Source organism: Pollutimonas thiosulfatoxidans, from assembly GCF_004022565.1.
GTDB classification, from domain to species: domain Bacteria; phylum Pseudomonadota; class Gammaproteobacteria; order Burkholderiales; family Burkholderiaceae_B; genus Pusillimonas_D; species Pusillimonas_D thiosulfatoxidans.
Genome location: NZ_CP022987.1, coordinates 622,760 through 647,086 on the forward strand (window position 1 = coordinate 622,760; position 24,327 = coordinate 647,086).

General features: G+C 61.1%; 24 protein-coding genes. 11 read left to right on the plus strand and 13 right to left on the minus strand.

Going from position 1 to position 24,327, the window contains the following annotated elements; genetic code table 11:
* Positions 1 to 62 precede the first annotated feature (62 nt).
* The 11 genes from CKA81_RS03025 to CKA81_RS03075 all read left to right on the plus strand — a co-directional run bounded on the left by CKA81_RS03025 (position 63) and on the right by CKA81_RS03075 (position 13,035).
* Positions 63 to 1,553: a flagellar hook protein FlgE gene (locus CKA81_RS03025; RefSeq protein WP_128353981.1), complete on the plus strand. Its 1,491-nt coding sequence runs from the start codon at positions 63 to 65 to the stop codon at positions 1,551 to 1,553.
* 10 nt (positions 1,554 to 1,563) lie between these two features.
* Positions 1,564 to 2,310: a flagellar basal-body rod protein FlgF gene (gene flgF, locus CKA81_RS03030; RefSeq protein WP_128353982.1), complete on the plus strand. Its 747-nt coding sequence runs from the start codon at positions 1,564 to 1,566 to the stop codon at positions 2,308 to 2,310.
* A gap of 50 nt (positions 2,311 to 2,360) precedes the next feature.
* Entirely contained in the window at positions 2,361 to 3,146 is a 786-nt protein-coding gene (gene flgG / locus CKA81_RS03035) for a flagellar basal-body rod protein FlgG (protein WP_128353983.1), read from the plus strand.
* Between the two features lie 3 nt (positions 3,147 to 3,149).
* On the plus strand, positions 3,150 to 3,836 hold the full coding sequence (locus CKA81_RS03040) for a flagellar basal body L-ring protein FlgH (protein WP_128353984.1): 687 nt from the start codon (positions 3,150 to 3,152) through the stop codon (positions 3,834 to 3,836).
* Position 3,837: 1 nt separating this feature from the next.
* Complete coding sequence (locus CKA81_RS03045; RefSeq protein WP_164878329.1) at positions 3,838 to 4,992, plus strand: flagellar basal body P-ring protein FlgI; 1,155 nt, start codon at positions 3,838 to 3,840, stop codon at positions 4,990 to 4,992.
* A gap of 8 nt (positions 4,993 to 5,000) precedes the next feature.
* Complete coding sequence (gene flgJ / locus CKA81_RS03050; protein WP_128353985.1) at positions 5,001 to 5,990, plus strand: flagellar assembly peptidoglycan hydrolase FlgJ; 990 nt, start codon at positions 5,001 to 5,003, stop codon at positions 5,988 to 5,990.
* A 100-nt stretch (positions 5,991 to 6,090) separates the two neighbouring features.
* Positions 6,091 to 7,731 carry a flagellar hook-associated protein FlgK gene (gene flgK / locus CKA81_RS03055; RefSeq protein ID WP_128353986.1) on the plus strand — a complete coding sequence of 547 codons (1,641 nt, stop codon included), beginning with the start codon at positions 6,091 to 6,093 and terminating at the stop codon, positions 7,729 to 7,731.
* A 62-nt stretch (positions 7,732 to 7,793) separates the two neighbouring features.
* The gene (flgL, locus tag CKA81_RS03060; protein WP_128353987.1) at positions 7,794 to 9,347 is read left to right on the plus strand and encodes a flagellar hook-associated protein FlgL; all 1,554 of its coding nucleotides are present in this window, start codon (positions 7,794 to 7,796) and stop codon (positions 9,345 to 9,347) included.
* Positions 9,347 to 10,885 (plus strand): methyl-accepting chemotaxis protein, encoded by a 1,539-nt coding sequence (locus tag CKA81_RS03065; protein ID WP_128353988.1) that lies wholly within the window; start codon positions 9,347 to 9,349, stop codon positions 10,883 to 10,885. The genes flgL and CKA81_RS03065 overlap by 1 nt, the downstream gene beginning before the upstream one ends.
* On the plus strand, positions 10,885 to 11,262 hold the full coding sequence (locus tag CKA81_RS03070) for a hypothetical protein (protein ID WP_128353989.1): 378 nt from the start codon (positions 10,885 to 10,887) through the stop codon (positions 11,260 to 11,262). The genes CKA81_RS03065 and CKA81_RS03070 overlap by 1 nt, the downstream gene beginning before the upstream one ends.
* Before the next feature lie 48 nt (positions 11,263 to 11,310).
* Positions 11,311 to 13,035: a methyl-accepting chemotaxis protein gene (locus tag CKA81_RS03075; RefSeq protein WP_128353990.1), complete on the plus strand. Its 1,725-nt coding sequence runs from the start codon at positions 11,311 to 11,313 to the stop codon at positions 13,033 to 13,035.
* 19 nt (positions 13,036 to 13,054) lie between these two features.
* Here the strand turns inward: CKA81_RS03075 and fliR are convergent, their stop codons facing one another.
* The 13 genes from fliR to fliF all read right to left on the minus strand — a co-directional run bounded on the left by fliR (position 13,055) and on the right by fliF (position 24,237).
* Positions 13,055 to 13,843: a flagellar biosynthetic protein FliR gene (gene fliR, locus CKA81_RS03080; protein ID WP_128353991.1), complete on the minus strand. Its 789-nt coding sequence runs from the start codon at positions 13,841 to 13,843 to the stop codon at positions 13,055 to 13,057.
* Positions 13,844 to 13,868: 25 nt separating this feature from the next.
* Complete coding sequence (gene fliQ / locus CKA81_RS03085; protein ID WP_128353992.1) at positions 13,869 to 14,138, minus strand: flagellar biosynthesis protein FliQ; 270 nt, start codon at positions 14,136 to 14,138, stop codon at positions 13,869 to 13,871.
* 9 nt (positions 14,139 to 14,147) lie between these two features.
* Positions 14,148 to 14,921, minus strand: coding sequence for a flagellar type III secretion system pore protein FliP (gene fliP / locus CKA81_RS03090; RefSeq protein ID WP_128353993.1), 774 nt, complete (start codon positions 14,919 to 14,921; stop codon positions 14,148 to 14,150).
* On the minus strand, positions 14,922 to 15,272 hold the full coding sequence (fliO, locus tag CKA81_RS03095; RefSeq protein WP_128353994.1) for a flagellar biosynthetic protein FliO: 351 nt from the start codon (positions 15,270 to 15,272) through the stop codon (positions 14,922 to 14,924).
* A gap of 8 nt (positions 15,273 to 15,280) precedes the next feature.
* Positions 15,281 to 15,847: a flagellar motor switch protein FliN gene (fliN, locus tag CKA81_RS03100; protein ID WP_128353995.1), complete on the minus strand. Its 567-nt coding sequence runs from the start codon at positions 15,845 to 15,847 to the stop codon at positions 15,281 to 15,283.
* 10 nt (positions 15,848 to 15,857) lie between these two features.
* Complete coding sequence (gene fliM / locus CKA81_RS03105; protein ID WP_128353996.1) at positions 15,858 to 16,850, minus strand: flagellar motor switch protein FliM; 993 nt, start codon at positions 16,848 to 16,850, stop codon at positions 15,858 to 15,860.
* A complete protein-coding gene (locus tag CKA81_RS03110) occupies positions 16,851 to 17,336 on the minus strand; it encodes a flagellar basal body-associated FliL family protein (protein WP_128353997.1) in 486 nt (161 codons plus the stop codon).
* A gap of 200 nt (positions 17,337 to 17,536) precedes the next feature.
* Positions 17,537 to 18,880 (minus strand): flagellar hook-length control protein FliK, encoded by a 1,344-nt coding sequence (locus CKA81_RS03115; protein WP_228255770.1) that lies wholly within the window; start codon positions 18,878 to 18,880, stop codon positions 17,537 to 17,539.
* Positions 18,881 to 18,892: 12 nt separating this feature from the next.
* Entirely contained in the window at positions 18,893 to 19,342 is a 450-nt protein-coding gene (gene fliJ, locus CKA81_RS03120; protein ID WP_228255771.1) for a flagellar export protein FliJ, read from the minus strand.
* Positions 19,335 to 20,825: a flagellar protein export ATPase FliI gene (gene fliI / locus CKA81_RS03125; protein WP_128353998.1), complete on the minus strand. Its 1,491-nt coding sequence runs from the start codon at positions 20,823 to 20,825 to the stop codon at positions 19,335 to 19,337. The genes fliJ and fliI overlap by 8 nt, the downstream gene beginning before the upstream one ends.
* Positions 20,825 to 21,562 (minus strand): flagellar assembly protein FliH, encoded by a 738-nt coding sequence (fliH, locus tag CKA81_RS03130; RefSeq protein ID WP_128353999.1) that lies wholly within the window; start codon positions 21,560 to 21,562, stop codon positions 20,825 to 20,827. The genes fliI and fliH overlap by 1 nt, the downstream gene beginning before the upstream one ends.
* Positions 21,555 to 22,556 carry a flagellar motor switch protein FliG gene (fliG, locus tag CKA81_RS03135; protein ID WP_128354000.1) on the minus strand — a complete coding sequence of 334 codons (1,002 nt, stop codon included), beginning with the start codon at positions 22,554 to 22,556 and terminating at the stop codon, positions 21,555 to 21,557. Before fliG ends, fliH begins: the two co-directional genes overlap by 8 nt.
* Positions 22,543 to 24,237 (minus strand): flagellar basal-body MS-ring/collar protein FliF, encoded by a 1,695-nt coding sequence (fliF, locus tag CKA81_RS03140; RefSeq protein WP_128354001.1) that lies wholly within the window; start codon positions 24,235 to 24,237, stop codon positions 22,543 to 22,545. Before fliF ends, fliG begins: the two co-directional genes overlap by 14 nt.
* Positions 24,238 to 24,327: the final 90 nt, after the last annotated feature.

Here is a 24,327-nt window from a genome sequence, read left to right on the forward strand (position 1 = left end):
CTGCGGTGTCGCGGATGCGCGCCGCTTTCTTAAAACACAGTTAAAAGTCAACGAGGTTAATCATGGGTTTCGGACAAGGTCTTAGCGGTTTGAATGCCGCTGCGCAGAATCTGGACGTCATCGGCAACAACATCGCCAACTCCGGCACGGTGGGCTTCAAGGCCGGCACGGCATCTTTTGCCGACGTCTACGCCAGCTCGCGTGTCGGCCTGGGTACGCAAGTGGCCGCCATCAACCAGCGCTTCACGATCGGTACGGTGTCCAACACCGGCAATCAGTTCGACATGGCGATCGACGGATCCAAGGGCATGTTCCGAGTAATGGATCAGAGCGGCAGCGTCTTGTATACCCGTAACGGGCAGTTCTCGCCAGACAAGGATGGTTATTTGATCAATGCGCAGGGCTATCGGCTGACGGGTTACGCGGAAGGGGGCACCAATCTGGTAGCCGTGCGCGTGCCCACCGGGAATATTGCCCCGTCGGAGACAGACATCGTGACGACCAAGCTGAATCTGGATGCGAATGCGCCGTTGGCGGGTGGTGAGGTTGTCGGTGTGACGGAGGTGTTCGGTCAGGTGGAGCTGGTCGGTGCAGGTGGCGGCACCTACAATTACACTATGAGCGGTGGAGCATTTCAGTGGACGACTGCAGCCGGCGTTCCGCTGCCCCCGGGGGATCCGGGCTTACCCGCTGCTGGCCCATATACGACGGGAAGTGCCGGCTCGCCAGTAGTAATTGACGCTACAGCCACACCCAGCACCACGAATTTTGGTGTGGGTCCCAATAATACTGCCTATGTTGCTCCAGTCACGGCAGTTCCAGCCACAGCGTTCGACCCCGCCGTCGCCGGCACCTACACCCACTCGCTACCGATTAACGTCCACGACTCCCTCGGTAACTCTCATCAGTTAATGCAGTACTTCGCTAAGCGTCCTTCGGCTGATCCCACACAAAGCGTCTGGGACGTCTACTATCGCCTCGGAGGCCAGCCGGTGGACGACCCGGCTGATGGTGCAACGCAATTGACTTTCGACCAAGGCGGGCGTCTCGTGACCCCCACAGCGCCGGAGGGGTTCTTGAAGGTTACCGTGCCAGGTTCCACGCCTGCCGACGCTCTGGACTTCACCATCGACTACGCCAACTCCACACAGTTCGGCGGCGACTTCACCTACACCTTCGGTCAGGACGGCTTCGCCACCGGCGAATACGCCAGCATGGCAATTGCGGCCGATGGTTCCATCGTCGCCAGCTACACCAATGGCGAGACCCAATCGATGGGCGCGCTGGTGCTGGTGGATTTTGCCAACGTACAAGGCCTGCAGCCCGTAGGCGGAAACGCCTGGGCCGAAACATCGAATTCGGGCCAGCCTATTCTGGGCCGTCCCGGCAGCAACAGCATGGCTCGCATCAAGGGCCAGGCGGTGGAAGAGTCCAACGTGGACATGAGCCAGGAGCTGGTCAACATGATTATTGCGCAGCGCACCTATCAGGCCAATGCGCAAACCATCAAGACGCAGGATCAGATTCTTCAGACTCTGATCCAGATGCGTTAAGTAGGGCTATATGGACCGCATCATCTACACGGCGGCGGGTGGCGCCGCCCGCGTGCTGGAGCAGCAGGCCGTCATCAGCAACAACATGGCCAACGTCAACACGGCGGGCTTTCGCGAGCAGTTGGCGATATACCGTTCCGTGCCGGTGGTCGGTGCTGCGCCCACGCTGCCTACCCGCGTATCCACGGTAACGTCCACGCCGTCCAGCAGCCTGGAGCAGGGCGTCATGGTGGAAACCGGACACGCCCTGGATGCGGCCATTACCGGCGAGGGCTGGTTCAGTGTGCAAACGCCGCAAGGCGAAGCCTATAGCCGAGCGGGCGAGTTCGCCGTTAACCAACAGGGCCTGCTGGTGAACCAGCAAGGCTATCCCGTGTTGTCGGCCGATGGCGTGCCGGTGGAGATTCCCGATCGCGGCGCGGTTACCTTCTCGGGCGATGGGCAGATCTCTGCCCTGGGCGCGGGTGACAACCCCAACGACATTCAGCTTATCGGCCAGTTGAAGCTGGTCAACCCGCAGCCGGGCGCCATGCTGCGCGGCGACGATGGCCTGTTCCGCATGGGCAATGGCCAGCCCGTGCCGGCCGATCCAGAGGTACGCATGATTGCGGGCTTCGTGGAAAAAAGCAACGTCAATCCGGCTGAAGCCATGGTGGGCATGATCGCCAATGCCCGCCGCTTCGAGATGCAGATGAAAGTCATACAAGATGCCAGCGCCAACGCCGAGCGTGCCAACTCCATACTTTCCACCAATTAATTTTGTACCGGTACCGGCGCGCAGCCAGCGCCACCACAAGGATATAGATCATGATACGTTCGCTCTGGATTGCCAAGACAGGCCTGGAATCGCAGCAGACCAATATGGATGTGATTTCCAATAACCTGGCCAACGTCAACACCACCGGCTTCAAGCGCAGCCGGGCCATTTTCGAAGACTTGATGTACCAGACGGTTCGCCAGCCAGGCGCCCAGGTTGGCGCTGCCAACCAGTTGCCTTCGGGCTTGCAGGTCGGCACCGGCGTACGCACGGTAGCGACCGAGCGCATCCATACCCAGGGCAACCTGAAGGACACCGGCAACAGCATGGATATCGCCATCCAGGGCAAGGGCTTTCTGCAAGTCGAAATGCCTGACGGCACTTTTGCCTACACCCGCGACGGCAGCTTGCAAGTGGATCAGAACGGCCAGTTGGTAACGGCTGGCGGTTACCCGGTGCAGCCACCCATCAATATTCCGGACAACGCCCTGACGCTGACGATAGCCCGCGATGGCACGGTGTCGGTTACCCAGCCCGGCGCAACCGGCACCAACGTGCAGATCGGCCAATTGCAACTGAGCACCTTCATCAATCCGACCGGTTTGCAAAGCGCGGGCGAGAACTTGTATGTTGAAACCGATGCTTCGGGTCCTGCCAACTTTGCCCAACCGGGTCTGGACGGCGCGGGCCTGGTGCTGCAGCAGTACACCGAGACCTCCAACGTCAACGTGGCCGAGGAACTGGTCAATATGATCACTACCCAGCGCGCCTACGAGATGAACAGCAAGGCCATCCAGACCTCCGACCAAATGCTGGCGCGCCTGACGCAACTGTAAATAATGCCTAAACGTTTTATCCGCTTGTTGTTGTGTTGCGCGATGGCCGTGGTGTCGGGCTGCGCCCTGGTGCCACCCGAGCCGGTGGTAACTGGGCCGCTGACGGCTCCGCCGCCCATGCCGCCGCCTCCTATTGCCCAGGCCAATGGGGCTATCTTCCAGCCCACAGCCTATGGCAACTATCCTCTATTTGAAGATCGTCGGCCCCGTAACGTGGGCGACATTGTCACGGTGGTGATCCAGGAAAAAACCAACGCGGCCAAGAACGTGCAGACCACCACGGATCGCAGCGGCAGCGCCGGCTTTGGCGTGGGCCTGGCACCGGCCATCCTGCCGACCGACCTGGGCGCCAAGCAAAACTTCGACATCACGGGCAGCAATGCCTCGGAAGGCAAGGGGTCGACCCGTGCCGACAACACATTCTCGGGCACGCTGACCACGACCGTCATAGGCGTGCTGCCCAACGGCAACCTGCAAATTGCCGGCGACAAACAGATAGCGATCAATCGAGGCAGCGAGCACATCCGCTTCTCGGGCGTGGTCGATCCGCGTTCCATTACCGGATCCAACACCGTCTCGTCCACACAAGTCGCGGATGCGCGCATCGAATTTCGCAGCAAGGGCACCATGGACGAAGTACAGACCATGGGTTGGCTCCAACGTTTCTTCCTGAATATTTCTCCGTTCTAGCATGGTGCCGGCTTTGATTTCCCTACTTACCCGTCGATTACGCTCCAGCGCCGGCCGGCTGCTTGTACTTGGCCTGGGTGCCGTCCTGATGATGGCGCCGCTAGCCTTGCAAGCCGAGCGGGTAAAAGACCTTGCCTCGATCCAGGGCGTGCGCGCCAACCAATTGATTGGCTACGGCCTGGTTGTGGGGCTGGATGGCAGTGGCGATCAGGTCCGCCAGACGCCTTTCACACAGCAAAGCTTGACCAATATGCTTTCGCAACTGGGCATCACCGTGCCGCAGGGCACGAATATGCAGGTCAAGAACGTGGCCGCAGTCATGGTAACGGCGCGCTTGCCGGCCTTTGCGCGACCCGGTCAGACGGTGGACGTGGTCGTGTCGTCCATGGGTAATGCCAAGAGCTTGCGCGGCGGTACCTTGTTGATGACGCCTCTTAAGGGGGCCAACGGCCAGGTCTATGCGATGGCGCAGGGCAACCTGCTGGTAGGCGGTGCGGGCGCTCAAGCCGGCGGCTCCAGCGTGCAGGTCAACCAGCTTAATGGCGGCATCATTTCCAACGGCGCCATCATCGAACGCAGCGTACCCACTATTTACGCCCAGGACGGCATCATCAACCTGGAGCTCAACACCACCGACTTTGGCACCGCGCAAAACATGGTTGCCGCGCTGAATCAGCAGTTTGGCAGCGGTATTGCTACGGCGCTGGACGGGCGGGTGATCCAGGTTCGCGGACCTGCTGCCCCCGACGCCCAGGCCGCTTTCCTGTCGCAAGTTGAGAACCTGCAGGTCAGGGTCGCGCCAGCTCGCGCCAAGGTCGTTATCAACGCTCGTACCGGATCGGTCGTAATGAACCGCACGGTAACGATAGACGAGGCAGCCATCGCCTACGGCAACCTGTCGGTGGTGATCAGCCAGGAATCGCAGGTCAACCAGCCCGACACGCCGTTTGGCGGCGGGCAGACGGTCGTTACGGAAAACACCCAAATAGAAATGCGGTCCGACGCCGGCAGCCTGCAGCGCGTAACCACCAGCGCCAATCTGGCCGATGTGGTCAATGCCCTGAATGCCTTGGGTGCCACCCCTCAGGACCTGCTGTCCATCTTGCAGAATCTCAAGAGTGCGGGCGCGCTGCGCGCCGATCTTGAAATCATATAGGTAGCGTCATGGCCTTTGTTCAGTATATTCCGCGACCGACAGCCGATTCAGTTTCGTCCCTGGACTTCAGCGGGCTTAACAGCCTGAAGCAGGGCGCCAGTGTGGGCGCCGAGGCGCCCGCGCAAGCGCAACGCCAGGTCGCCCAACAGTTCGAGGCCTTGTTCATTCAGCAAATGCTCAAGCAGGCACGACAGGTGTCTACGCAGCCATCCCTGTTCGATAGCGATCAGACCCGCCTGGCGCAAAGCATGAGCGACGAGCAGATGGCCTTGCAGTTGTCCAACCCTGGTCTGGGCCTGGCGCAGGCGCTGCTGGATCAGATGCAGGCGAACCAGGGCGGGCCTGCGCATAAGCTGGGCAGCGAACCCACGCCGCCGGAACTGGCCGCCTCGCGTTTGCCGACGCTGCAGTCGCGCGTGGGTGACAACCGGCGCGAAGATGCTTCGTCGATCTCGGCCTTGATCGACATGCTGGCACGCAACCCAATTACCGGGAAGATCTATTCCGCCATCAAGGGCGCGCCCGAACATATCCAGAATTTTGTCAGTCGCATGTCCGAGGCAGCGAAGGTGGCCGCTGCGGAAAGTGGGGTGCCTGAGAAACTGATACTTAGCCAAGCCGCGCTGGAGTCCGGTTGGGGCCGCCGCGAGATCAAGGCTGAAGACGGCAGTACCAGCTACAACTTGTTTGGCATCAAGGCGACATCCGGCTGGAAGGGCAAGGTCGTAAACATCATGACAACGGAATACGAAAACGGTGTCGCCAAGAAGGTGCAACAACCCTTCCGTGCCTACGATTCGTATGCCGAGTCGTTCGCCGACTATGCCAGGCTGATCAGCCAAAATGACCGCTACCGCGACGTGGTGGGCGCAGCATCGGCGGAAGAGGCGGCACACCGCATTCAGGCTGCCGGCTATGCCACCGACCCGTCTTACGCCGACAAGCTTATCTCCATCATGGGCTACTTCGATAGCGGACCACGCGGGCGCGCCGGATAAAGCTGGGCGGGCTAAAGGTTTCCGGTGCAAAGCCGTTAACGCAGTAGGTAGTCTTTAATCACGGGCGGCGTGTCGCCACCCGACGCATAGCGGAATCTTCATGAACTTAGCCAATCTGGGTCTTACGGGTATCAATGCGGCGCAAAACCGCCTGCAAACGGCTGGCCATAACATCAATAATGCAGACACCGCCGGCTATAACCGCCAAAGCGTGCATGTAGCCACTGCGGGCGCCAACGCCACCAGCGCCGGTTATATCGGGCGCGGCGTGCAAGCGGTTACGGTGCAGCGTTCGTACGACGCCTTTTTGTTCCGCCAACTGACTGGCGCCCAGACCACGGGTGCTTCGCTGGTGGCGTATGGCAACGAAATTGCCCAGATCAACAACTTGTTTGCTGATCCTACCGTTGGCATTACGCCCGCACTGCAAAAGTTCTTCGACGGCATACAGGCCGTGGCATCGGCGCCAGCCGATAGCGCTGCCCGCCAGGAACTGTTGGGTCGCGCGTCCAGCCTGGTGGGTCAAATTAATGACAGCAACGCCTTTTTGGATAGCCAGCGCGAGAATATCAACACGCAGCTGACCACGGTCGTTACCCAGATCAACAGTTACGCCGAACGCATCCGCGACCTGAACACGCAAATTACCACTGCGCGCGCCACGGCATCGCAACACGAGCCTAACGATTTGCTGGATCAGCGCGACCAGCTGGTCACCGAAATCAGCCAATTGGTGGGCGTCAAGGTGCTCGAGCAGGACGGCAAGTTCAACCTTACCGTGGGTAACGGCCAGGTCTTGCTGGGCGGCGACGTGGTCTTCCCCTTGCACACGCAGCCTTCGGCTGACGACCCGGCCCGTATCTCGGTGGCCTATACCGCGCCCATCAGTGGCGGGACGGTGAAGGTAGAGCTGGCGGATGAAAGCCTTAAGGGCGGTAGCCTGGGTGGCTTGCTGGCCTACCGCCGCGAAGCGCTGGACAGCGTGCAGAACAACCTGGGCCGCCTGGCGGCTGGCCTGGCCACTGCGGTAAACGCCATTCACAGAACCGGCGAAGACCTGAACGGTATTGCCGGCGGCGACTTCTTCAGCCTGGGCACCATTACTGCCATGCCGGGGCAGCATAATTCAGGCGGCGCCGTGCTCACGGCCCAGTTTACTGACGTTGGGCAGCTTACCGGGCAAGACTACCGCATACAGCGTACCGCCAGCGGCTACAACGTTACCAGCGTGCCCAATGGCACGGTCACCAGCTTTGCCGATGGCGATGTCGTTGAACTCGATGGTGTGCGGTTCGACTTTTCCAGCACCGGCGCAACCGGCGATTCGTGGCTGGTACAGCCTACGCGCGCGGCAGCGGCCAACCTGTCCATGGCCATCAATGACCCGGCGCGTATCGCCGTGGCAACACCGGGCAGCGGCAAGTCCAATGGCGACGTGGGCCTGGAATTGGCCCAACTGCAAACTACCAAGGTTCTGGGTGGCGGATCGATGAGCCTGAATGAGGCGTTCTCGCAGATTGTGAACAAGGTCGGTGTGTTGACGCAGCAGAACGCTACCTCGGCCAAGGCGCAAGCCACCTTGATTCAGCAGAATTACGCGGCACAGCAGGCGGTGTCTGGCGTCAACCTTAACGAAGAGTATGTGCGTCTGGATCAGTATCAAGAGCAGTTTCGTGCTGCTTCGCGGCTGATCGATGTCAGTTCCACCTTGTTCGACACCTTGCTGGGTCTGCGCAACTAAACCGGGCTCGCGAGTAGCGGTCCGGCAGTTGGCTTATCGGTTTAATTTTCAGGAAGTTCACCATGCGTATTAGTTCCACTTTGTTTTTCCAGACGGGACTCAATTCCATCAATGCCCAACAGTCCGACCTGATGCACCTGTATCAGCAGGTGGGCAGCGGGCGCCGCATGGTCACCCCAGCCGACGATCCACTGTCTGCCGCTCAGGCCATCAATATCAGGCAATCACAGTCCTTGAACGTGCGATTCGGCGAGAACCGCGGCGTGCTCAAGCAAAACCTCGGCATCGAAGAGAACACGCTGTTTTCCGTGACCACGCTGTTGCAAGACATCAAGACGCGCTTGATCGAAGCGGGTAACGGCACCATGTCGGACGCCGATCGGGCAACGCTCGGCAACGTATTAAGCAGCGCCCGCACTAACCTGCTCGGCCTGGCCAATGCCACCGACGGCAGCGGTCAGTACCTATTTTCAGGTGCCCGTGGGGACATTCCGCCGTTTCAGGACGACAACGGCAGTATCGAATACAAGGGCGACCAGTTTCAGCGCCTGATCCAGGCAGACCAGACCCGCCGGATAGCGGGTAGCGATGTCGGTACCGACGTATTCAATCGCGCAGCGCCGGGTACCACCGGCTATATCAGCGGCGCCGATATCGGTAACGGTGGCACGGTAGTGGTCAGCCGTCCGGCCATCACCGATGCGCATGGTTCTGGTGTTGGTCATACCTACAATATCGAATTCACGTCAGAATCCGAATACACCGTCAGCGTGACCGATGCGGATGACAATCCGATCTACAGCTATGACCGTACGGACTATGTGCCGGGCAGCACGGAGACCTTGAATCTCGAGGGCGGCGTACAAGTCGCGATTTCTGGCACACCGGTAGGCGGTGACAAATTCGTGGTCGAGCCGATCAGTGCTTCGCCGTTTACCGCTGTTCCGCAGACGACTATGGCCGGTGCCATTATCGGCACGCCACGCGTATCCGACTCAGCGTTGGTGAACGAGAACTCGATATTTGGCATCCAGTTTGACGGCGCAGGTCAATATTCTGTTTACAGGATGAATCCAAACGATCCGACTAACATAACAGCGGGGACGCTGGTCCCTCCACCCGCGCCTTATGTTCCCGGTGATCTCAACACGATTACGCTTCCCGATGGCATGTCGCTACAGATGACTGGCGCTGTCACGGCTATGGACACGGTCATCGTAAAGCCTACCCCCGCCACCGCCAATACCAACCTGAATATCTTCGACACCCTGGACCGCATCATCGCCTCGCTGGAAAATCCCATCCAGGGCGATGCCATCAACAGCGCGGCCTTCCAGAATACGCTCGCCAGCGCCATTCAGCGCATCGACGTGAACTACAACAACGTCCTGACGGTGCGCGCCTCGGTCGGCGCTCGCATGAATGAAATTGATGCAATCGATGCCAATGGCAGCCTGCGCGGGCTGGGTTACAGCAGCCTTTTGTCCAAGATGGAAGACCTTGATTACTACAGTGCGACCGCTCAGTTACAATTGCGTACATCGGCACTCGAAGCCGCGGCGCTTGCATTCCGCAAGATACAAGGCACCTCGCTGTTCAATATGGGATCGAATTAATGTTCCGGCAACTCCAGCTTAAAACCAGCCTGTTTATTATTGTTGCGCTGTTGTCACTTCTGACCCTGATAGCGGTCGCGATGGGCTGGTACAACCAGCAACAGACCTTGGCGGCTCTGGACGTCATGATGGCGCAAAGCGGCGGTGGCAGCGCCGAAGTGAAGGCCGCCTACGCCAGTACCCTGCAGGCGCGATATGTATCCGCGGGTCTGGTGGTGTTGTCTTTGCTATTGGCCATCGTGGCTTGCGTCGCCGTGTCGCGCACCGTGATTCGGCCACTGAAGCGGGTCGGCGACTACTTCGCACACATTGCCGCAGGCGATCTTACGCAACGCATCGACGTGCCGTCGCATAACGAAATGGGCATGTTGTACGCAGCGCTGAAACGCATGCAGGAAAGCCTGGGGCGCATCGTCGGTTCGGTGCGCCATGGCATGGAAGAAATCAACCTGGGCTCGCAGCAAATCGTTGCCGGCAACACCAACTTAAGCAGCCGTACAGAGCAGCAGGCAGCTGCCTTGCAGCAAACTGCGGCCAGCATGGAAGAGCTGGCCAGCACGGTCAAGCAAAACGCGGACAATGCGCGCCAGGCCAATCAGTTGGCCGCAACGGCGTCCGAGGTGGCGCAACGCGGCGGCCAGGCGGTCGGCGAAGTGGTGGCCACCATGCAAGGTATTTCGGCCAGCTCGCGCAAGATCTCCGACATCGTGGGTGTTATTGACAGCATCGCCTTCCAGACCAATATCCTGGCCCTGAACGCCGCTGTGGAAGCTGCAAGGGCCGGCGAGCAAGGCAAGGGTTTTGCGGTCGTGGCCTCCGAGGTACGGGCGCTGGCACAGCGCAGTGCCCAGGCGGCCAAGGAAATCAAAGGCTTGATCGAAGATTCCGTCAAGAAGGTCACCGAAGGTTCGGCTCAGGTAGAGCGCGCCGGCTCCACCATGGAAGAGATCGTAACCTCCGTAGCGCGTGTTACCGACATCATGGGCGAGATCTCGGCCGCCACCACAGAGCAGTCATCCGGCATCGACCAGATCAATCACGCCGTGTCGCAAATGGACCTCGTTACGCAGCAAAATGCTGTGCTCGTCCAGGAGGCAGCCTCGTCCGCAGCCGGCTTGCGAGAACAGGTAGCCAACGTCTCTGGTGCCGTCTCGAGCTTCAAGACCAGTGGCGCGGAAGTCATCGACGTTGCAGCGCGCCAAGTAGCCAGTAGCGCGCGGCCGGCGGTGGCGCACCGACGCAGTAGCGAGCCCTCCGGCACCACAAGTCGCGACAAGCCGCCTGCAGCATTGGGTCATAAAGCCGGTTCGGCCGATCAGATTCGCGTGCCGCCGGCCAGCAAGCCTGCCAGCGCTACAGCAGGCCAAGCGCCTCGTCCGACAGCCGGCAATGGTGGCAATGGTGGCAAGGCCGTCCCTGCGCCCAGCCGACCGGCGGCCGCTGCGACTGCCGGGGCTGCGGCACCATCCTATGTCATGAAACCGGCAGGCAGCAGCAAGCAAGAGCCGGTCAGCGACGACGACTGGGTGGAATTCTGATGGCGCTGCTGTCCCGCCTTTGCCGCAGGCTGGCCAAGGCGATGATGGCTGGCGTCCTGATTACGCTGGCCGCCTGCAGCACCACCGGAAACTCCTTTGATTCGTCAGCGCTGTCGCTGTTGGTGCCTGGTGTCACAACCATGGAGCAAGCCAGTGCGCTGATGCAAGCCGACCCGGTCGATGTTTATCGCCAACTTAATGGTGAAGCCACCGCCCGCTGGGCGCACAAGGCAACGCTCGCCACCGATGCCGTCTATTTCAACCAGGAGCTCTGGCTGGCGTTTGATTCTTATGGCCGGTATGTACGCATTGTCAAAAGCGTCAACATTCCCCGGGCCCACGAATTTGGCTACCGCCAGAACACCACGGTGCATTAACGCCGTCCAACGGTTTCGTCAGCTTTTCTCGTTTTTTCAGGTTCCGTCATGTCTACTTCCCTGCAGTCGTCCTTCACTGATAAAAAAGGCCGAACGCGCGCCAAGCGTGGCCGCTTCCGTCTGGCGGACGCCAAGGTCAGCGCCATACTGATGCTGGTGCTGGCCTCCTTCATGATTTTGATCCTGGCCGTGGGCGGCATTGGCGCCTGGTTCCTGTCGCAAAGTGTGCAGCAGTCGCGAGACATGGATCAGCAGAACCGAATTTCCAATGTCGTCCACGAGCTTGGCGTCGACATGATGAGCGCACGCGTTTCCTTGCTGATGGCGGCCCGTTATCAGCAAGAGGCAGTGGCGCTGGAGAGCGCCGAGATGCGGGACGAGGCAGAAAGCATGCTGATCGCCGCGAACGGCAAGCTGGACGACGTCAAGACCGCTTATGAGGAGTTTCGCAAACTGACTCCGCAAACCGCAGCGGGGCGCCGCTTGGCGACTCGCATCGTAAGCTCTTATCGGCCCTATATGGACGACGGTATCGACCCCATGGTCCAGGCACTGGAAAGCAGAGACTACACGACCTTTTATTTCGTCAACAGCGAGTTCGGCGTGGCGCGCAGCGTGGCGTTTGACGAAGCGGTCCAGGCCTTCGCCACTCACGTCAGCCGCGTACAGGAACAATACTTCGCTGAAGCGCAACAAAGCTTCAGGCAAGCCGTGATCGCCATAGGCGTGGCCGTATTCCTGGGCTTTATCCTGATCATCATTACCCGGATTGTCTTTGGTCGCCTGGTGGTCAGGCCGCTGATCGATGCCGGCACGCATTTTGACCGCATCGCCAGCGGCGACCTGACTCAGCGTGTGGACGTTCGGTCGCGCAACGAAATCGGCCTGCTGTACGAGGCGCTGCGCCGCATGCAAGAAAGCCTGACCCGCACGGTCAGCACCGTGCGCGAAGGTGTGGAAGAGATCACGCTGGGTTCGCGCGAGATCTTCATGGGTAACACCGATTTAAGCAGCCGCACCGAACAGCAAGCCGCTTCGCTGCAGGAAACGGCTGCCAGCATGGAACAATTGGCGGCGACCGTGCGCCAGAACACCGATAACGCCTTGCAGGCCGACACGCTGGCCAAGGGCGCGTCCGACGTGGCGCAGCGTGGCGGCGACGCGGTCTCGGCCGTGGTCGGCACCATGAACGAGATCTCCACCAGCTCGGGCAAGATGGTCGAGATCGTGGGTGTGATCGATGGCATTGCCTTCCAGACCAACATCCTGGCGCTGAACGCCGCGGTTGAGGCGGCGCGTGCCGGCGAGCAGGGCAAGGGCTTTGCGGTGGTGGCGGGCGAAGTGCGCTCGCTGGCCCAGCGTAGTGCCCAGGCGGCCAAGGAGATCAAGGTACTGATCGAAGAGGCGCAGCAAAAGGTTGCCGCGGGCGCCAAGCAGGCAGGCCAGGCGGGCGACATCATGCGCGAAGTGGTGGGTTCGGTGCAAGGCGTTACCACCATCATGGGCGAAATCGCCTCGGCATCGCACGAACAGTCCGACGGCATCGAGCAGGTGAACCAGGCGGTCACGCAGATGGACAGCGTGACGCAGCAGAACGCGGCACTGGTTGAAGAAGCAGCCGCCGCAGCCGGCTCGTTACAGGAACAGGCTGCGCGCCTGACCGATGCGGTGGCCGTGTTCAAGATCAATGCCACTGAAGTCATCGACATGCAGGCCAAGCCGCTGGAAGTATCGGGAAGAGCGGGCGGCAACGCGCTGGAAGCCGCCTATTAAGGAAAGGAACAGGCGGGGTCTAAGACCCCGCCAGGGCCTGGGCCAATCGCGCCATGGTGCTGTAGCCCTCATCGAAGAAGCGGGTAAGAAAGGGGGCGGTTTGTGGCAGCACCACCGCAAGCAGCAGCAAGCCCGTCATCAAGCTGATCGGAAAACCCACGGCAAACACCGAAAGTTGTTGTGCCGTGCGGTTCAGGATGCCTAGCGACAGGTTGATGGTCAGCAAAACAATAATCAGCGGCAGCGCCAGTAGCATGCCGGACACCATCACTTCCGAACTCCACTCAAACAACACGCCCCATCCGTTGGGATCCAGGCCGCCCACCCGTATGGGCAAGACATCGAAGCTGCGCATGATGCCGGCCAGCATCATCAAGTGACCGTTAAGGGCAAGAAACAGCAGCGTCGCCACCAAGTTCATGATGCGCGACAGCACAGCGGTGTTGGCGCCGGTGGCGGGGTCGAAAAAGGAGGCGAAGGCCAGACCCATCTGCAGGCCGATGAACTCGCCCGCCGTTTGTACCGCGGCAAAAACGATACGCATGACCAGTCCCATTGCCATGCCGATCAGGACTTGTTGCAGGCTGATCCATAGTCCGGCAAACGACGCCGTAGGCACTTGCGGCATGGGACCCAGGGACGGGGCGATCGCGATGGCGACCAGCGCGGCAAAGCCCACCTTGGCGCGTACCGGTATGGTGGAGTCGCCCAGCACGGGCGCGGTGCCCATCAGTGCAAGTATGCGGAAAAACGGCCACAGGAAGCTGTTCATCCACATGTACAGCTGATCGATATCTACGGAAATCATGTGTGCGCGCCCCTACACCGGGCGCTCAGGAAACCAGTCCGGGAATCTGCGTGAATAGCGTGCGCATATAGTCGACCATGGTGGCGATCAGCCAGGGGCCCAGCAATACGAGCGCGAGGCCGACGGCCAACAGCTTCGGGATGAAGGACAGCGTCATCTCGTTGATCTGGGTGGCGGCCTGGAAAATACTGATCACCAAACCCACCAGCAAAGTCACCAGCAAGATGGGGCCGGCCATGGACAAGGCCACCTTCATCGCCAGGTAGGTCATGGACATTACGGTTTCGGAATTCATGCGCGCCTCCTACTGGTAAAAGCTGCGGGCCAGCGACCCAAGCAGCAAGTGCCAGCCATCGGCCAGCACGAACAGCATAAGCTTGAAGGGCAGTGAGATCGTCACTGGCGGGACCATCATCATGCCCAGCGCCATCAGTGTACTGGCGACAACCAGGTCAATAATAAGAAAGGGTATGAAAATCGTGAACCCGATCTGGAAGGCCGTCTTCAATTCGCTCGCCACAAAAGCGGGCACCAACACGCGCAAGGGCACTTCCTCGGTGGTTTGCAACTCGGGCAAATTGGCCATGTTGGCAAACATGGTCAGGTCCGCTTCTCGTGTCTGGTGCAGCATGAAGGTATGCAACGGCTTGATGCCCAGTTGCAGCGCCTCTTCGAAGGCAATGACGCCGTTGCTCAAGGGCAGATAGGCATCGGCATAGATCTGATCGAACACCGGCGACATGGCAAAGAAGGTCAGGAACAATGCCAGCCCGATCAAGACGGAATTGGGCGGCGACGCCCCCGTGCCCATGGCGTTGCGCAGCAGCCCCAGCACGATGATGATGCGGGTAAAGCCGGTCATCATCATCAGCATGGCCGGCAGGAAAGACATCATGGTCAGCAAGACCAGAGTCTGTATGCTTAAAGACCAGGTCTGGCTCCCATCCGGATTAATGCCGGACGTCAGGGCGGGCAGTGCTGTCTGTGCCAGGCCCGTGGCCGGTAGGGCAAGGCCCAACAACAGGGCCAAAAGGATCAGCAGGCGCAAGCCCGGAAAAGCCACCGAGAACCCGCGCATTTATCGGCCTTTCAGGGCTTTGCCCAGCGCTGCCGCAAAGCCGGGCCGGGGTTCTTCCTGCGCCAGCACGCCGCTGGGCGACAAGCCGGCGGTGGCGGGATCGGCAGGGGGCAGGGTATGCAGCAGGGAAATCTGGTTGGCGGTAACGCCCACAACCAGGCGGGCGTCTTCCACTTCGATCACCGCCAAATAATTGCGTGCGCCCAGCCGATGCGAACCTATCACGCGCAAGCCCGTGGCGGCCCCGCTGCGCAGCCAGCCGGACCGCCGCATGATCCAGGCGCAAGCCAGGATCAACGCAACGATAAAGACCAGGCTGATGACCAGTCGCAGGACGGCGGCTTCGGACATGCTGCGGTCTAGCGGCGGCCGTTAAGGCGGCTGATGCGGTCTGATGGCGTAATGATGTCGGTAACGCGAATGCCGTACTTGTCTTCGACGACGACGACCTCGCCCTGGGCGATCAGGTAGCCGTTAACAAAAATGTCCATGGGTTCGCCGGCCAGGCCGTCCAGCTCGACGACCGAGCCCTGACCCAGTTGCAGAATGTTCTTGATGGTCAGCCGCGTGCGGCCCAGCTCCACCGACAGTTGCACGGGGATGTCCATGATCATGTCGATGTCGCTGTTGCCCTCGATGGAGTCGCTGACCAGGGGCTGGAAGACTTGCGCGGCCGCGTTGGCGCCCGCAGCCGGCACGCCGGAGGCCGCCGCGCTGCTGGGTGCGACCGCAGCAGAGGCGGTTTGCTCGGCCAGCGCGCTGGCCCAGTCGTCGGCGCCCTGTGCGAGGCCGTCTGCCTGGGTGGGCTGGCGGCTTGCGCCGGCCTGTTCAGCCAAGGCGGCGCCCCAATCGATATCAGGGCTGTCGGTCGCCTCGGTTTCGGGCTTGTCGTTCTCTTTGGCGTTGTCGGGCTTGGGGTCGGTCATGAGAATATGCTCAGGTAATATCGGTTTCAGAGGTCGCCAGTATTTTCTTGACGCGCAGGGCGTACCGGCCGTTGAACGTTCCGTAGCCGCATTCCATCACGGGAACGCCGCCAACGTGGGCTCTGATGGTGGGCGAAATTTCCAGCGGCAAGACATCGTTGACTTCCAGGCGCATCAGCTCGCCGACGGTGCTGTCGATTCTTGCGAACTCGGCAATCAGTTCGACGTCGGCGCTACGTACCTGGCGCGACAACTGATTCGTCCAGCGTTGATCGATGGCGCCTGCCCCGGCCTCTTGCAGTGGGCGCGTCAGTAGATCGCGCACGGGCTCTATCATGGAGTAGGGCAGGCAGATGTTCAGATTGCCGCCACTGGCGCCCAGTTCGATATTGAACGAGGTCACCACCACGATTTCATTGCCGCTGGTAATGCTGGCGAACTTGGTGTGCATTTCCGAGCGTATGTACTCGAACTCGACCGGATACACTTGCTCCCAGCCGCCCGCATAGCTTTCCAGCGTCAGGTTCAGCAGGCGCTTGATGATGCGCTGCTCGGTCGTGGTGAAATCGCGGCCTTCCACACGCGTGCTATAGCGGCCATGACCGCCAAACATGCTGTCAATAACCAGGAACACCAGGTTGGGATCAAACGTGAACAGTGCGGCGCCACGCAAGGGCTTCATCGTCACCATGTTCAGGTTGCTGGGTACCGGCAGATTCCGTTCGAAGTCGGAATACTTCTGGATGCGTATGGTGCCTACCGTGATGTCGGCGTTGCGGCGCATGAAGGACAGCAGTACCGCACGCAGGCGCCTGGCGAATCGCTCGTTGATGAGCTCCAGGGTTTGCATGCGGTGGCGCACCACCCGATCGGGCGAGCTTAGATCGTACGGCCGGACACCCGTCAGGTCGTCGGCAACACGGACCTTCTCGTCGCTTTCGCCGGTGACACCGGCCAGCAACGCATCGACTTCATCTTGCGAAAGCAGGCTTTGGTATGCCATTTACTGAATCACAAATGCGGTGAACAGCACACTGCTGATGCTGGGAGCGGACGGGTCGGGGTGGTACGGCCGCTCGAGCGCCCGATTAAGCACCCTGACCAGATCCGCGCGGCCTTCGGTGGTCTGGATGTAATCTGCTTTTTGCTCGGACAAAATACGCAGGATGCGATCGCGTACCTCCGGCATGAAGTCCACCAGCAGGCGCCGCGAGGTTTCGTCCTCAACGCGCAGCGTGACTGCCACGTACAAAATGCGTGTGCCGCGATCTGTGCGCAGCGTAACCGTGAAGGGCTCCAGCGGCGTGAAGATGGGCTTGGCGATGACCACCGGCTGAGCCTGCGGTTCGGCTGGCACGAAAATATCGGCAACCTGCCCGGCGTTGGACGTGTAAAAGAGAGTAGCGCCTACGCTGGCGGCAACGATAAGAATGATCGCCAGCATGGATTTGACAAATTTGGCGAGCTTGCCTGCGTCGTTTTGGGCCATAGCTGGTGTGCGAGAGTAGCGGTTGGGGGAGGCAGCCATCGTGATGTTGCATGCTGGCGTGCAGCAAGACAGATTTGTTCAGGTATTACATTGTGCCGGAAACGCCGGCGCGTGATCCAGTCGAATAAGCCGCCAAAAGTTCGCTAGCTCCGGGATTTGGTCCACGCCTTTGGCATGGCGCCGCGGCCCGCAGAGCTTGCTTACGCAAAGGTGTCGACCAGAGCGTTGGGCGCCGGGCTGCGCGCCAGCGCCGAAGCCAGGCCGCCGTCGCTGGCGCCGGCTACCGTCCCGGCGTTGCCGCCGTTACCCGTACTGCGGGTGCCGGAAGAAGACGCTTCATGGAAGGCCTGGTCCGACTGCCCCTGATCGTTGACACTGGCTTCACCGAGCGAGATGCCAGCCTGGGCCAGTAGCTGTTGCAACTGGGGCAGGGCGTTCTCTACCGTTTGGCGCACGGCAGCATGCGGCGACACGAAGACGGCGTTGGCTACGTTGTCCGAAATATTGATGGTGATCCGGATCGGACCGAGCTCAGGGGGATCCAGGCGCAGCTCGGCCGTGTGCGGCATATTGGGCGCGCCCTGCGCAATAGAGACGAACTGACGACTGAAGTCGGCGCCCCAGGCGGGGTGATTCAAGGGCGTTGCGACAGTGGGCAGATTGCCAGATCCCGCCGCCGTCAGTGCAGCAAAGGACGCGCTTGCGCCGCCAGTGCCGGTGATAGCGCCGGAGGCTGCCACGCCATGGCTGGCAGCGGCTTGCGCGTTAGTGAGATTGGTTTGCGCCAGGCCCGCTGCAGCGTCCAGTGCTTGTGTCACTTGTGCCTTGGCGGCAAGAAAATCAGCAGGGATGATGCTGTCGGAGCTGGCTTCGCCGGCGCGTACACGCGCTTGCATGGTAAGCACGGCCTGCTTTGCGCCCGCCACACTGGCTGCGCGGCCGGCAGTCTGTACGTTGGCCGCCGTGGTCTGTTGGCGGCCGTTGGTCGCTGCACCCAGCAAGCTTGCCATGGTTTCCTGGCCAGCAGCGCCGGCCGGATGGGGCACAGCGGCGCCGGCTTGTGGTGTTACCTGTATGAGTTCGCTCGCCATCTTGTCCGAGGCTCCTGTACGCAAGGCGCCGGCGATCAAGCCCGCTTCCATGCTGCGTCCACGGCCGCCGTCACTTCCTTCGGCCAGGGCTTGTTTGCCCGGAACCGCCGGGCCGGCACCCGCCGCATGACGAACGGCAGCCACTTCGGCGGCGATGTGCAGCGCCAACTGTGGCAGCGTCAGTCCTTGTTCGGCGACGTTCTTGGCAAGTGCCTGGTCCGCAGCCGGCAGGTCTACATTGCGCTCTTCCGCTTTACCGTGTTCGCCTTCGGCCCTGGCGCTTTTGCCGGGCGCTGCCTGGCCACCGGCTGGGGCCCCGTGTTGGCCGGCCAATACATTGGAAAAGCTGGATGGTCCTGCATCAGGCTCGGCGTCGCTGCGTCCGGCACCCGGCGCGTTGCCGGTTTTTACGGGGGCGGAAGGCAGAACTGCGGCTATCGCAGGAGTATTCATTATGGATCTCGATCAGTGTTGCTGGCGTGCGCGGCGATACAGATTTGCCGATATCTCGTCGCTGGCAAGTTGTTCAGCGCGGTTTTCACGCAACTGAAGCAGGCGTCTTTCCCTGGACTGCAGGGCTTCGAACGAATTGACGCGTCGTTTTTCGGCATACCAGTGCTGCCTACCTTGCTCGATTCTGGCGTCAATTTGCGCGACGACCCTATTTTGCTGCGAGATCGCGTCATCCAAAGTGGCGATAAACTGCCTAAAATTGTGGTAGTTCGATGCTGAGAGGCCGATTTCAGTGGCTTTTTGCAGGCGCTCGGCATAATCCTGGCGGTAAACCAGCAGCATGGACAACTGCTGGTCGGCGTTGACCCGCTCGGTAGTCAGCGTCTGCAATTGCTTGCCAGCCTGTGCCGCGCCGTCGCGTGCCAGGTCCAGCAGCATAGGTAAGGAGGTGTGCTTAGCCATGGTTCAGATGCAGTTGATGATCCGCCTGCGTCGGCGCCGCGCCGCCGCCCAGCAGCATGTTCAACTCGCCGGCGGCTGCCGGATAGTCGACACGAGTCTCGATACCCTGCTGCAGATACGCTTCCAGCCAGGGGTATTTTTCAATCGCTTCGTCGATCTTCGGGTCGTTGCCCGGCGTATAAGCGCCTACGGCGATCAAATCGTGATTACGCTGGTAGCGCGACAACATCTGCTTGAAGCGGTGTACCAGCGTGAATTGGTCGGCGGGAATAATCGCGGACATCACGCGCGATATTGACGCCTCGATATCGATGGCGGGGTAGTGGCCCGATTCAGCCAGGCTGCGTGACAGCACCACGTGACCGTCCAGAATGGCACGCGCCGAATCGGCAATGGGATCCTGTTGATCGTCGCCTTCGGTCAAGACGGTGTAGAAAGCGGTAATGGAGCCGGCGGGGCGGTCGTCGACTTGCGCGCCATTGCCGGCACGCTCGACCAGCGACGGCAACTTGGCAAAGACCGAAGGCGGGTAACCCTTGGTGGCCGGCGGCTCGCCGATGGCCAGCGCGATCTCGCGCTGGGCCATGGCATAACGGGTGAGCGAATCCATGATCAGCAATACATGCTTGCCATCATCGCGAAAATATTCGGCCAGGCGGGTCGCGTATACAGCGCCTTGCAGCCGCAGCAATGGCGAAACATCGGCAGGCGCCGCTACCACCACCGAGCGCTTCAATCCTTCCGGCCCCAGGTTATGCTCGATGAATTCCTTCACCTCGCGACCGCGCTCGCCGATTAGCCCCACCACAATGACATCGGCCTGGGTATACCGGGCCATCATGCCCAGCAGTACGCTTTTACCGACCCCCGAACCTGCAAACAGTCCCATGCGCTGGCCGCGTCCCACGGTCAACAAACCATTGATCGCCCGTACGCCCACATCCAGAACGGTGTCTATGGGCGCGCGTTCCAGCGGGTTGATGGGCGCTGCGCCCAAGGGAGCAGGGCGCACGTTCTCCAGCGCCCCCAGACCGTCCAGCGGCCGGCCGGCACCGTCCAGTACGCGGCCCAGCAAGCCGTCGCCCACAGGCAGGTGGCGCGATAGCACGGCTGGCGCGCGATGATCGTCGCTGACGTGGCGGGGCAGCGGCACACGCCGCTGTATCGATGGCTCCACCGGCACGACACGCGCGCCGGGCGGCAAGCCCGAGATGTCGCTTTGCGGCATTAGATAGAGCGTGTCGCCATGAAAGCCGACCACCTCGGCGTCGGCCCAATGGTTGCGACCCGGTGCTATCTCTATTTTGCAGGCGGCACCCACTGCCAGGCGCAGGCCCGTGGCTTCCAGCACCAGGCCCGTTGCGCGGGTAATGCGGCCGCTGGCGTGCCATGATTCGGTGCCGGCAACGCGGCGCTCGGCCGCCTCCAACTGCGCTTGCCAGCGGGCTGCAGGCGACAACAGCAGTTCGGTGGCGGCGTTCATCAGTCGTGCTCCGACGGCTCGCCATGACCGAGCGACGAGGTGACCCGTTGCCAACGCGTTTGCAGCGTGGCGTCGATATTGCCGAGCGCCGTCTGCGCGATGCAGCCGCCCCGGTTAATGGAAGTATCGGTGATCAAGCGCCATTTGCTGGCGCCGGGGTCTTCGTCCAGGCACTGCTGCACAAGTTCGGCGTCGGCAGGGTTGACGCGCAGATGCAGCACGGCTTCCTTGCCCGCTTCCATCTGCAGGATGTCGCGCACCAGGTCCTGGATTTTTTCCGGATGGGCGTCCAGGGTGCTGCGCAGCACTTGCTCTGCAATGCGGATGGCCAGCGCGATCAGTGCCTGGCCCATATCGGCTTCCAGGGTGCCGATAGACGCTGCGGCCGAGGTTGCCAAGGCGTGAAGTGCCGCGGCTTCCTTGCTGGACTGCTCGCGTCCCTCGCTGTGGCCGGCACTGAACCCTGCTTCGTATCCTTCCTGGCGGCCCTGCTTGTTTCCCTCCAGGGTGCCCGCTTCCAGCCCTTGTGCATGGCCGTCGGCGTAGCCCTCGGCATGGCCGCGCTTCTTTGCGGCGTCGCGCAGACGCTGCACTTCCTGGAGCAAGACAGCGGGGTCGGGCGCCGGCGTGGCCGGGACGGCCGCCGCCTTGACCTTGACAGGTTTGTCGAAGGCCGACATCTCCCACCGCTGCCAGGATTCGGCAGCCCGGGATTCAGCGTTGGACTTGTTAGACATACTCGTCGTTTCCGGGGCGGCCCAGCGTAATCTGGCCGGCCTCGGCGAGCTTGCGCGCTACCTGCAGGATGTTCTTTTGTTCTTCCTCGACCTTGGACATACGTACAGGTCCTTGGGCGTCCAGGTCGTCGCGCAGCATCTCGGCCGCTCGGTTGGACATATTCTTGAAGAACTTCTCGCGCAGCTCTTCCGGCGCGCCCTTCAGGGCAATGGTGAGCGCCGTGGTGTCGATTTCCTTCAGGATGTACTGGATGGCGGTGTCTTCGGTTTCGGCCAGGTTCTCGAAGACGAACATTTCGTCCACAATGCGCTGCGCCAGATCGGCATCGAGTTCGCGCAGGCTGGCCACCACGGCATCCTCTTCGTTCGAACTCATGAAGTTCAGTATCTCGGCCGCCGTGCGTACCCCACCCATCTTGCTGCGCTTGGCGCCCTGGCCGGACAGCATGTCATTCAGGACATCGGTCAGTTCGCTAAGGGCGGCAGGCTGCACGCCACCGAAGGTGGCTATGCGCAGCATGACATCGTTGCGCAGGCGTTCATTCAACAAAGCCAGCACGGCCGACGAGCGATCGCGCTCCAGATGCACCAATATCGTTGCGATGATCTGCGGGTGCTCTTGGGCGATCAGCTCGGCCACGCTGTTGGCGTCCAGCCAGTTCAGCGCATCGATGCCGTTGCCGCCGTCGCCGGCTTCAAGAATATCTTCGATCAGGCCGGCGGCCCTGTCGGTGCCCAGTGCCTTGGTCAGGACTGACCGGATGTAGTCATCCGAGCCCAGGGTAACTGCCAGGAACTGATCGGCCTCCTGACGGAAGTCTTCCAGCACCTCGTCAACGTCGCCGCGTGTGACCTGTTTCAGATTGGCCATGGCGCCGCCTATCTGCTGCACTTCGCGAGAAGACAGATATTTGAATACTTCGCCGGCGGCGTCTTCGCCCAGCGACATCACCAGGACAGCGCAACGGTCCAGGTCGGAATCAGCGATTGCCATCTTTCTTTTCCATCCACGAGCGCAAGACCATGGCGACCGCACGTGGGTCTTTCTCTGCCATGGTGCGAGCGGTATTCAGGTTTTCTTCGTAGCGGCTCATTTCAGAGGCGCGACGCTGAGCTGCCAGGGCGGCTTCACGATTGAGTTCTTCCAGCTCGGCTTCCGCCTGACGCTTGAGCTTGTTTTCTTCGTTGTCCGCCAGCAGCGGCTTGATGATTACGCGCCAGACAAACAGCAGGCCAATCCCAATCAACAGGTACTTAAGCAATTGCATGGCGTAGTCCAGGTATACGGGGTTTTCCCAGACCGGTACGGACTGCGGCCCGGCATCGCTGAACTGGCTGTTGACCACGCTTAGTGTGTCGCCCCGGTCGGCCGAATACCCCATGGCCTGCTTTACCAGATCGTTAAGCTTGGCCAGTTCTTCTTCCGGCAGCGGTGCAAGTTCGCCATCAAGATCGCGATAGTTGACGACCACGGCCACGGACAAGCGGCGCAAGGTGCCCAGCGGATCCTTGATGTGACTGATGGTGCGATCGACCTCGTAGTTGATGGTGGCATCGCTGCGGCTGCTGCCGGTGCCTTGCTGCAAGCCTGAGCCGCCGGCCAGGACATTGCCTATGGGGTTTGCGCCTTCGTTGGCGTTGGGCGGGTTGGCGGCATTGGGGTTAGGCGCTGCCGGGTTTGCGCCCGGTGCCGGCGGGGCAACGATAGGCGCCACGGGATTCAGTGGCGGCTGATTCGTCAGCGCACCAGGGATGCCTTCGGGCGGCAACACATTGTTCTGTACCGATGCGCTGGTCTGCTCGCTGCGCACCGTCGCTTCGCCCGGCTTCTGATTGGGTCGATACACCTCGGACGTTTGCTCACGCTGCGAAAAGTCCACGTCAGCGCTGACCTGGGCGCGCACGTTGCCTGCCCCCACCAGCGGGGTGATCAGCGTAAGTATGCGCTGGACCGTGCGTTGCTCGATGTCGTTGACCAGGTTGCGACGCGTGCCGTCGGCCCCGGCTTCGCCGGAAATCGCTGTCAGCAGACGGCCGTTCTGGTCCACCACGGACACCTTGTCGGCCGTCAGGTGTGGCACGCTGGAAGATACCAGCCAGGTGATTGCCGAAACCTGAGCGTCGCTCAGGCTGCGACCCGGATACAAGGTCAGCAATACGGAAGCCGTAGGCGGTTGGCGATCACGCACAAACAGCGATTCACGCGGAATCGCCAGGTGGACGCGGGCGTCCTGCACGGCATGCATGGCCTGTATGGAACTGACCAGCTCGCCTTCCAGCGCGCGCTGGTAATTGATCTGCTCGGTGAACTGACTGGCGCCAAAGCGCGTTTGGTCCATCAGTTCAAAGCCGGTCTCACCGCTGCGCGGCAAACCTTGCTGCGCCAATTGCAACCGTACCTCATGCACCTTGTCGCTCGGCACCAGGATGGCATTGCCGTTATCCGACAAGCGGTAAGGCACGTTGGCCTGTGCCAGTGCCGCCACGATGGCGCCACCGTCGCGGTCGGCCAGATTGGAAAACAGCACGCGGTAGTCTGGGGTACGCGCCCACATCAGCAGCACGACCAGCACGGCCACGATCGCGGCTGCCGCGCCCAGTTGTACGGGCTTGGGCAAGGCGTTCGCCTTGGCCAGCATGGGGTATCGGGTCAACAACTGCGCCGCTGCGGTCATCGACGGCCTCTGGTGTTGCTATCGGAAACCGTCATGAAAGACGTCAGGCCGTTAGTAGGCAAGGTGTACATGCGACAGGACAAAGGTAAG

Bases quoted from the DNA above. Each gene is read 5' to 3' on its own strand.
- flgL (WP_128353987.1), top strand. From the start codon at position 7,794: ATGCGTATTAGTTCCACTTTGTTTTTCCAGACGGGACTCAATTCCATC.
- fliH (WP_128353999.1), bottom strand. From the start codon at position 21,562: ATGTCTAACAAGTCCAACGCTGAATCCCGGGCTGCCGAATCCTGGCAG.
- fliN (WP_128353995.1), bottom strand. From the start codon at position 15,847: ATGACCGACCCCAAGCCCGACAACGCCAAAGAGAACGACAAGCCCGAA.
- flgJ (WP_128353985.1), top strand. From the start codon at position 5,001: ATGGCCTTTGTTCAGTATATTCCGCGACCGACAGCCGATTCAGTTTCG.
- CKA81_RS03110 (WP_128353997.1), bottom strand. From the start codon at position 17,336: ATGGCCCAAAACGACGCAGGCAAGCTCGCCAAATTTGTCAAATCCATG.
- CKA81_RS03075 (WP_128353990.1), top strand. From the start codon at position 11,311: ATGTCTACTTCCCTGCAGTCGTCCTTCACTGATAAAAAAGGCCGAACG.
- CKA81_RS03025 (WP_128353981.1), top strand. From the start codon at position 63: ATGGGTTTCGGACAAGGTCTTAGCGGTTTGAATGCCGCTGCGCAGAAT.
- CKA81_RS03065 (WP_128353988.1), top strand. From the start codon at position 9,347: ATGTTCCGGCAACTCCAGCTTAAAACCAGCCTGTTTATTATTGTTGCG.
- CKA81_RS03040 (WP_128353984.1), top strand. From the start codon at position 3,150: ATGCCTAAACGTTTTATCCGCTTGTTGTTGTGTTGCGCGATGGCCGTG.
- fliO (WP_128353994.1), bottom strand. From the start codon at position 15,272: ATGTCCGAAGCCGCCGTCCTGCGACTGGTCATCAGCCTGGTCTTTATC.
- fliP (WP_128353993.1), bottom strand. From the start codon at position 14,921: ATGCGCGGGTTCTCGGTGGCTTTTCCGGGCTTGCGCCTGCTGATCCTT.
- fliQ (WP_128353992.1), bottom strand. From the start codon at position 14,138: ATGAATTCCGAAACCGTAATGTCCATGACCTACCTGGCGATGAAGGTG.
- CKA81_RS03070 (WP_128353989.1), top strand. From the start codon at position 10,885: ATGGCGCTGCTGTCCCGCCTTTGCCGCAGGCTGGCCAAGGCGATGATG.
- CKA81_RS03045 (WP_164878329.1), top strand. From the start codon at position 3,838: ATGGTGCCGGCTTTGATTTCCCTACTTACCCGTCGATTACGCTCCAGC.
- flgG (WP_128353983.1), top strand. From the start codon at position 2,361: ATGATACGTTCGCTCTGGATTGCCAAGACAGGCCTGGAATCGCAGCAG.
- fliM (WP_128353996.1), bottom strand. From the start codon at position 16,850: ATGGCATACCAAAGCCTGCTTTCGCAAGATGAAGTCGATGCGTTGCTG.
- fliJ (WP_228255771.1), bottom strand. From the start codon at position 19,342: ATGGCTAAGCACACCTCCTTACCTATGCTGCTGGACCTGGCACGCGAC.
- fliF (WP_128354001.1), bottom strand. From the start codon at position 24,237: ATGACCGCAGCGGCGCAGTTGTTGACCCGATACCCCATGCTGGCCAAG.
- fliR (WP_128353991.1), bottom strand. From the start codon at position 13,843: ATGATTTCCGTAGATATCGATCAGCTGTACATGTGGATGAACAGCTTC.
- flgK (WP_128353986.1), top strand. From the start codon at position 6,091: ATGAACTTAGCCAATCTGGGTCTTACGGGTATCAATGCGGCGCAAAAC.
- fliG (WP_128354000.1), bottom strand. From the start codon at position 22,556: ATGGCAATCGCTGATTCCGACCTGGACCGTTGCGCTGTCCTGGTGATG.
- fliI (WP_128353998.1), bottom strand. From the start codon at position 20,825: ATGAACGCCGCCACCGAACTGCTGTTGTCGCCTGCAGCCCGCTGGCAA.
- CKA81_RS03115 (WP_228255770.1), bottom strand. From the start codon at position 18,880: ATGAATACTCCTGCGATAGCCGCAGTTCTGCCTTCCGCCCCCGTAAAA.
- flgF (WP_128353982.1), top strand. From the start codon at position 1,564: ATGGACCGCATCATCTACACGGCGGCGGGTGGCGCCGCCCGCGTGCTG.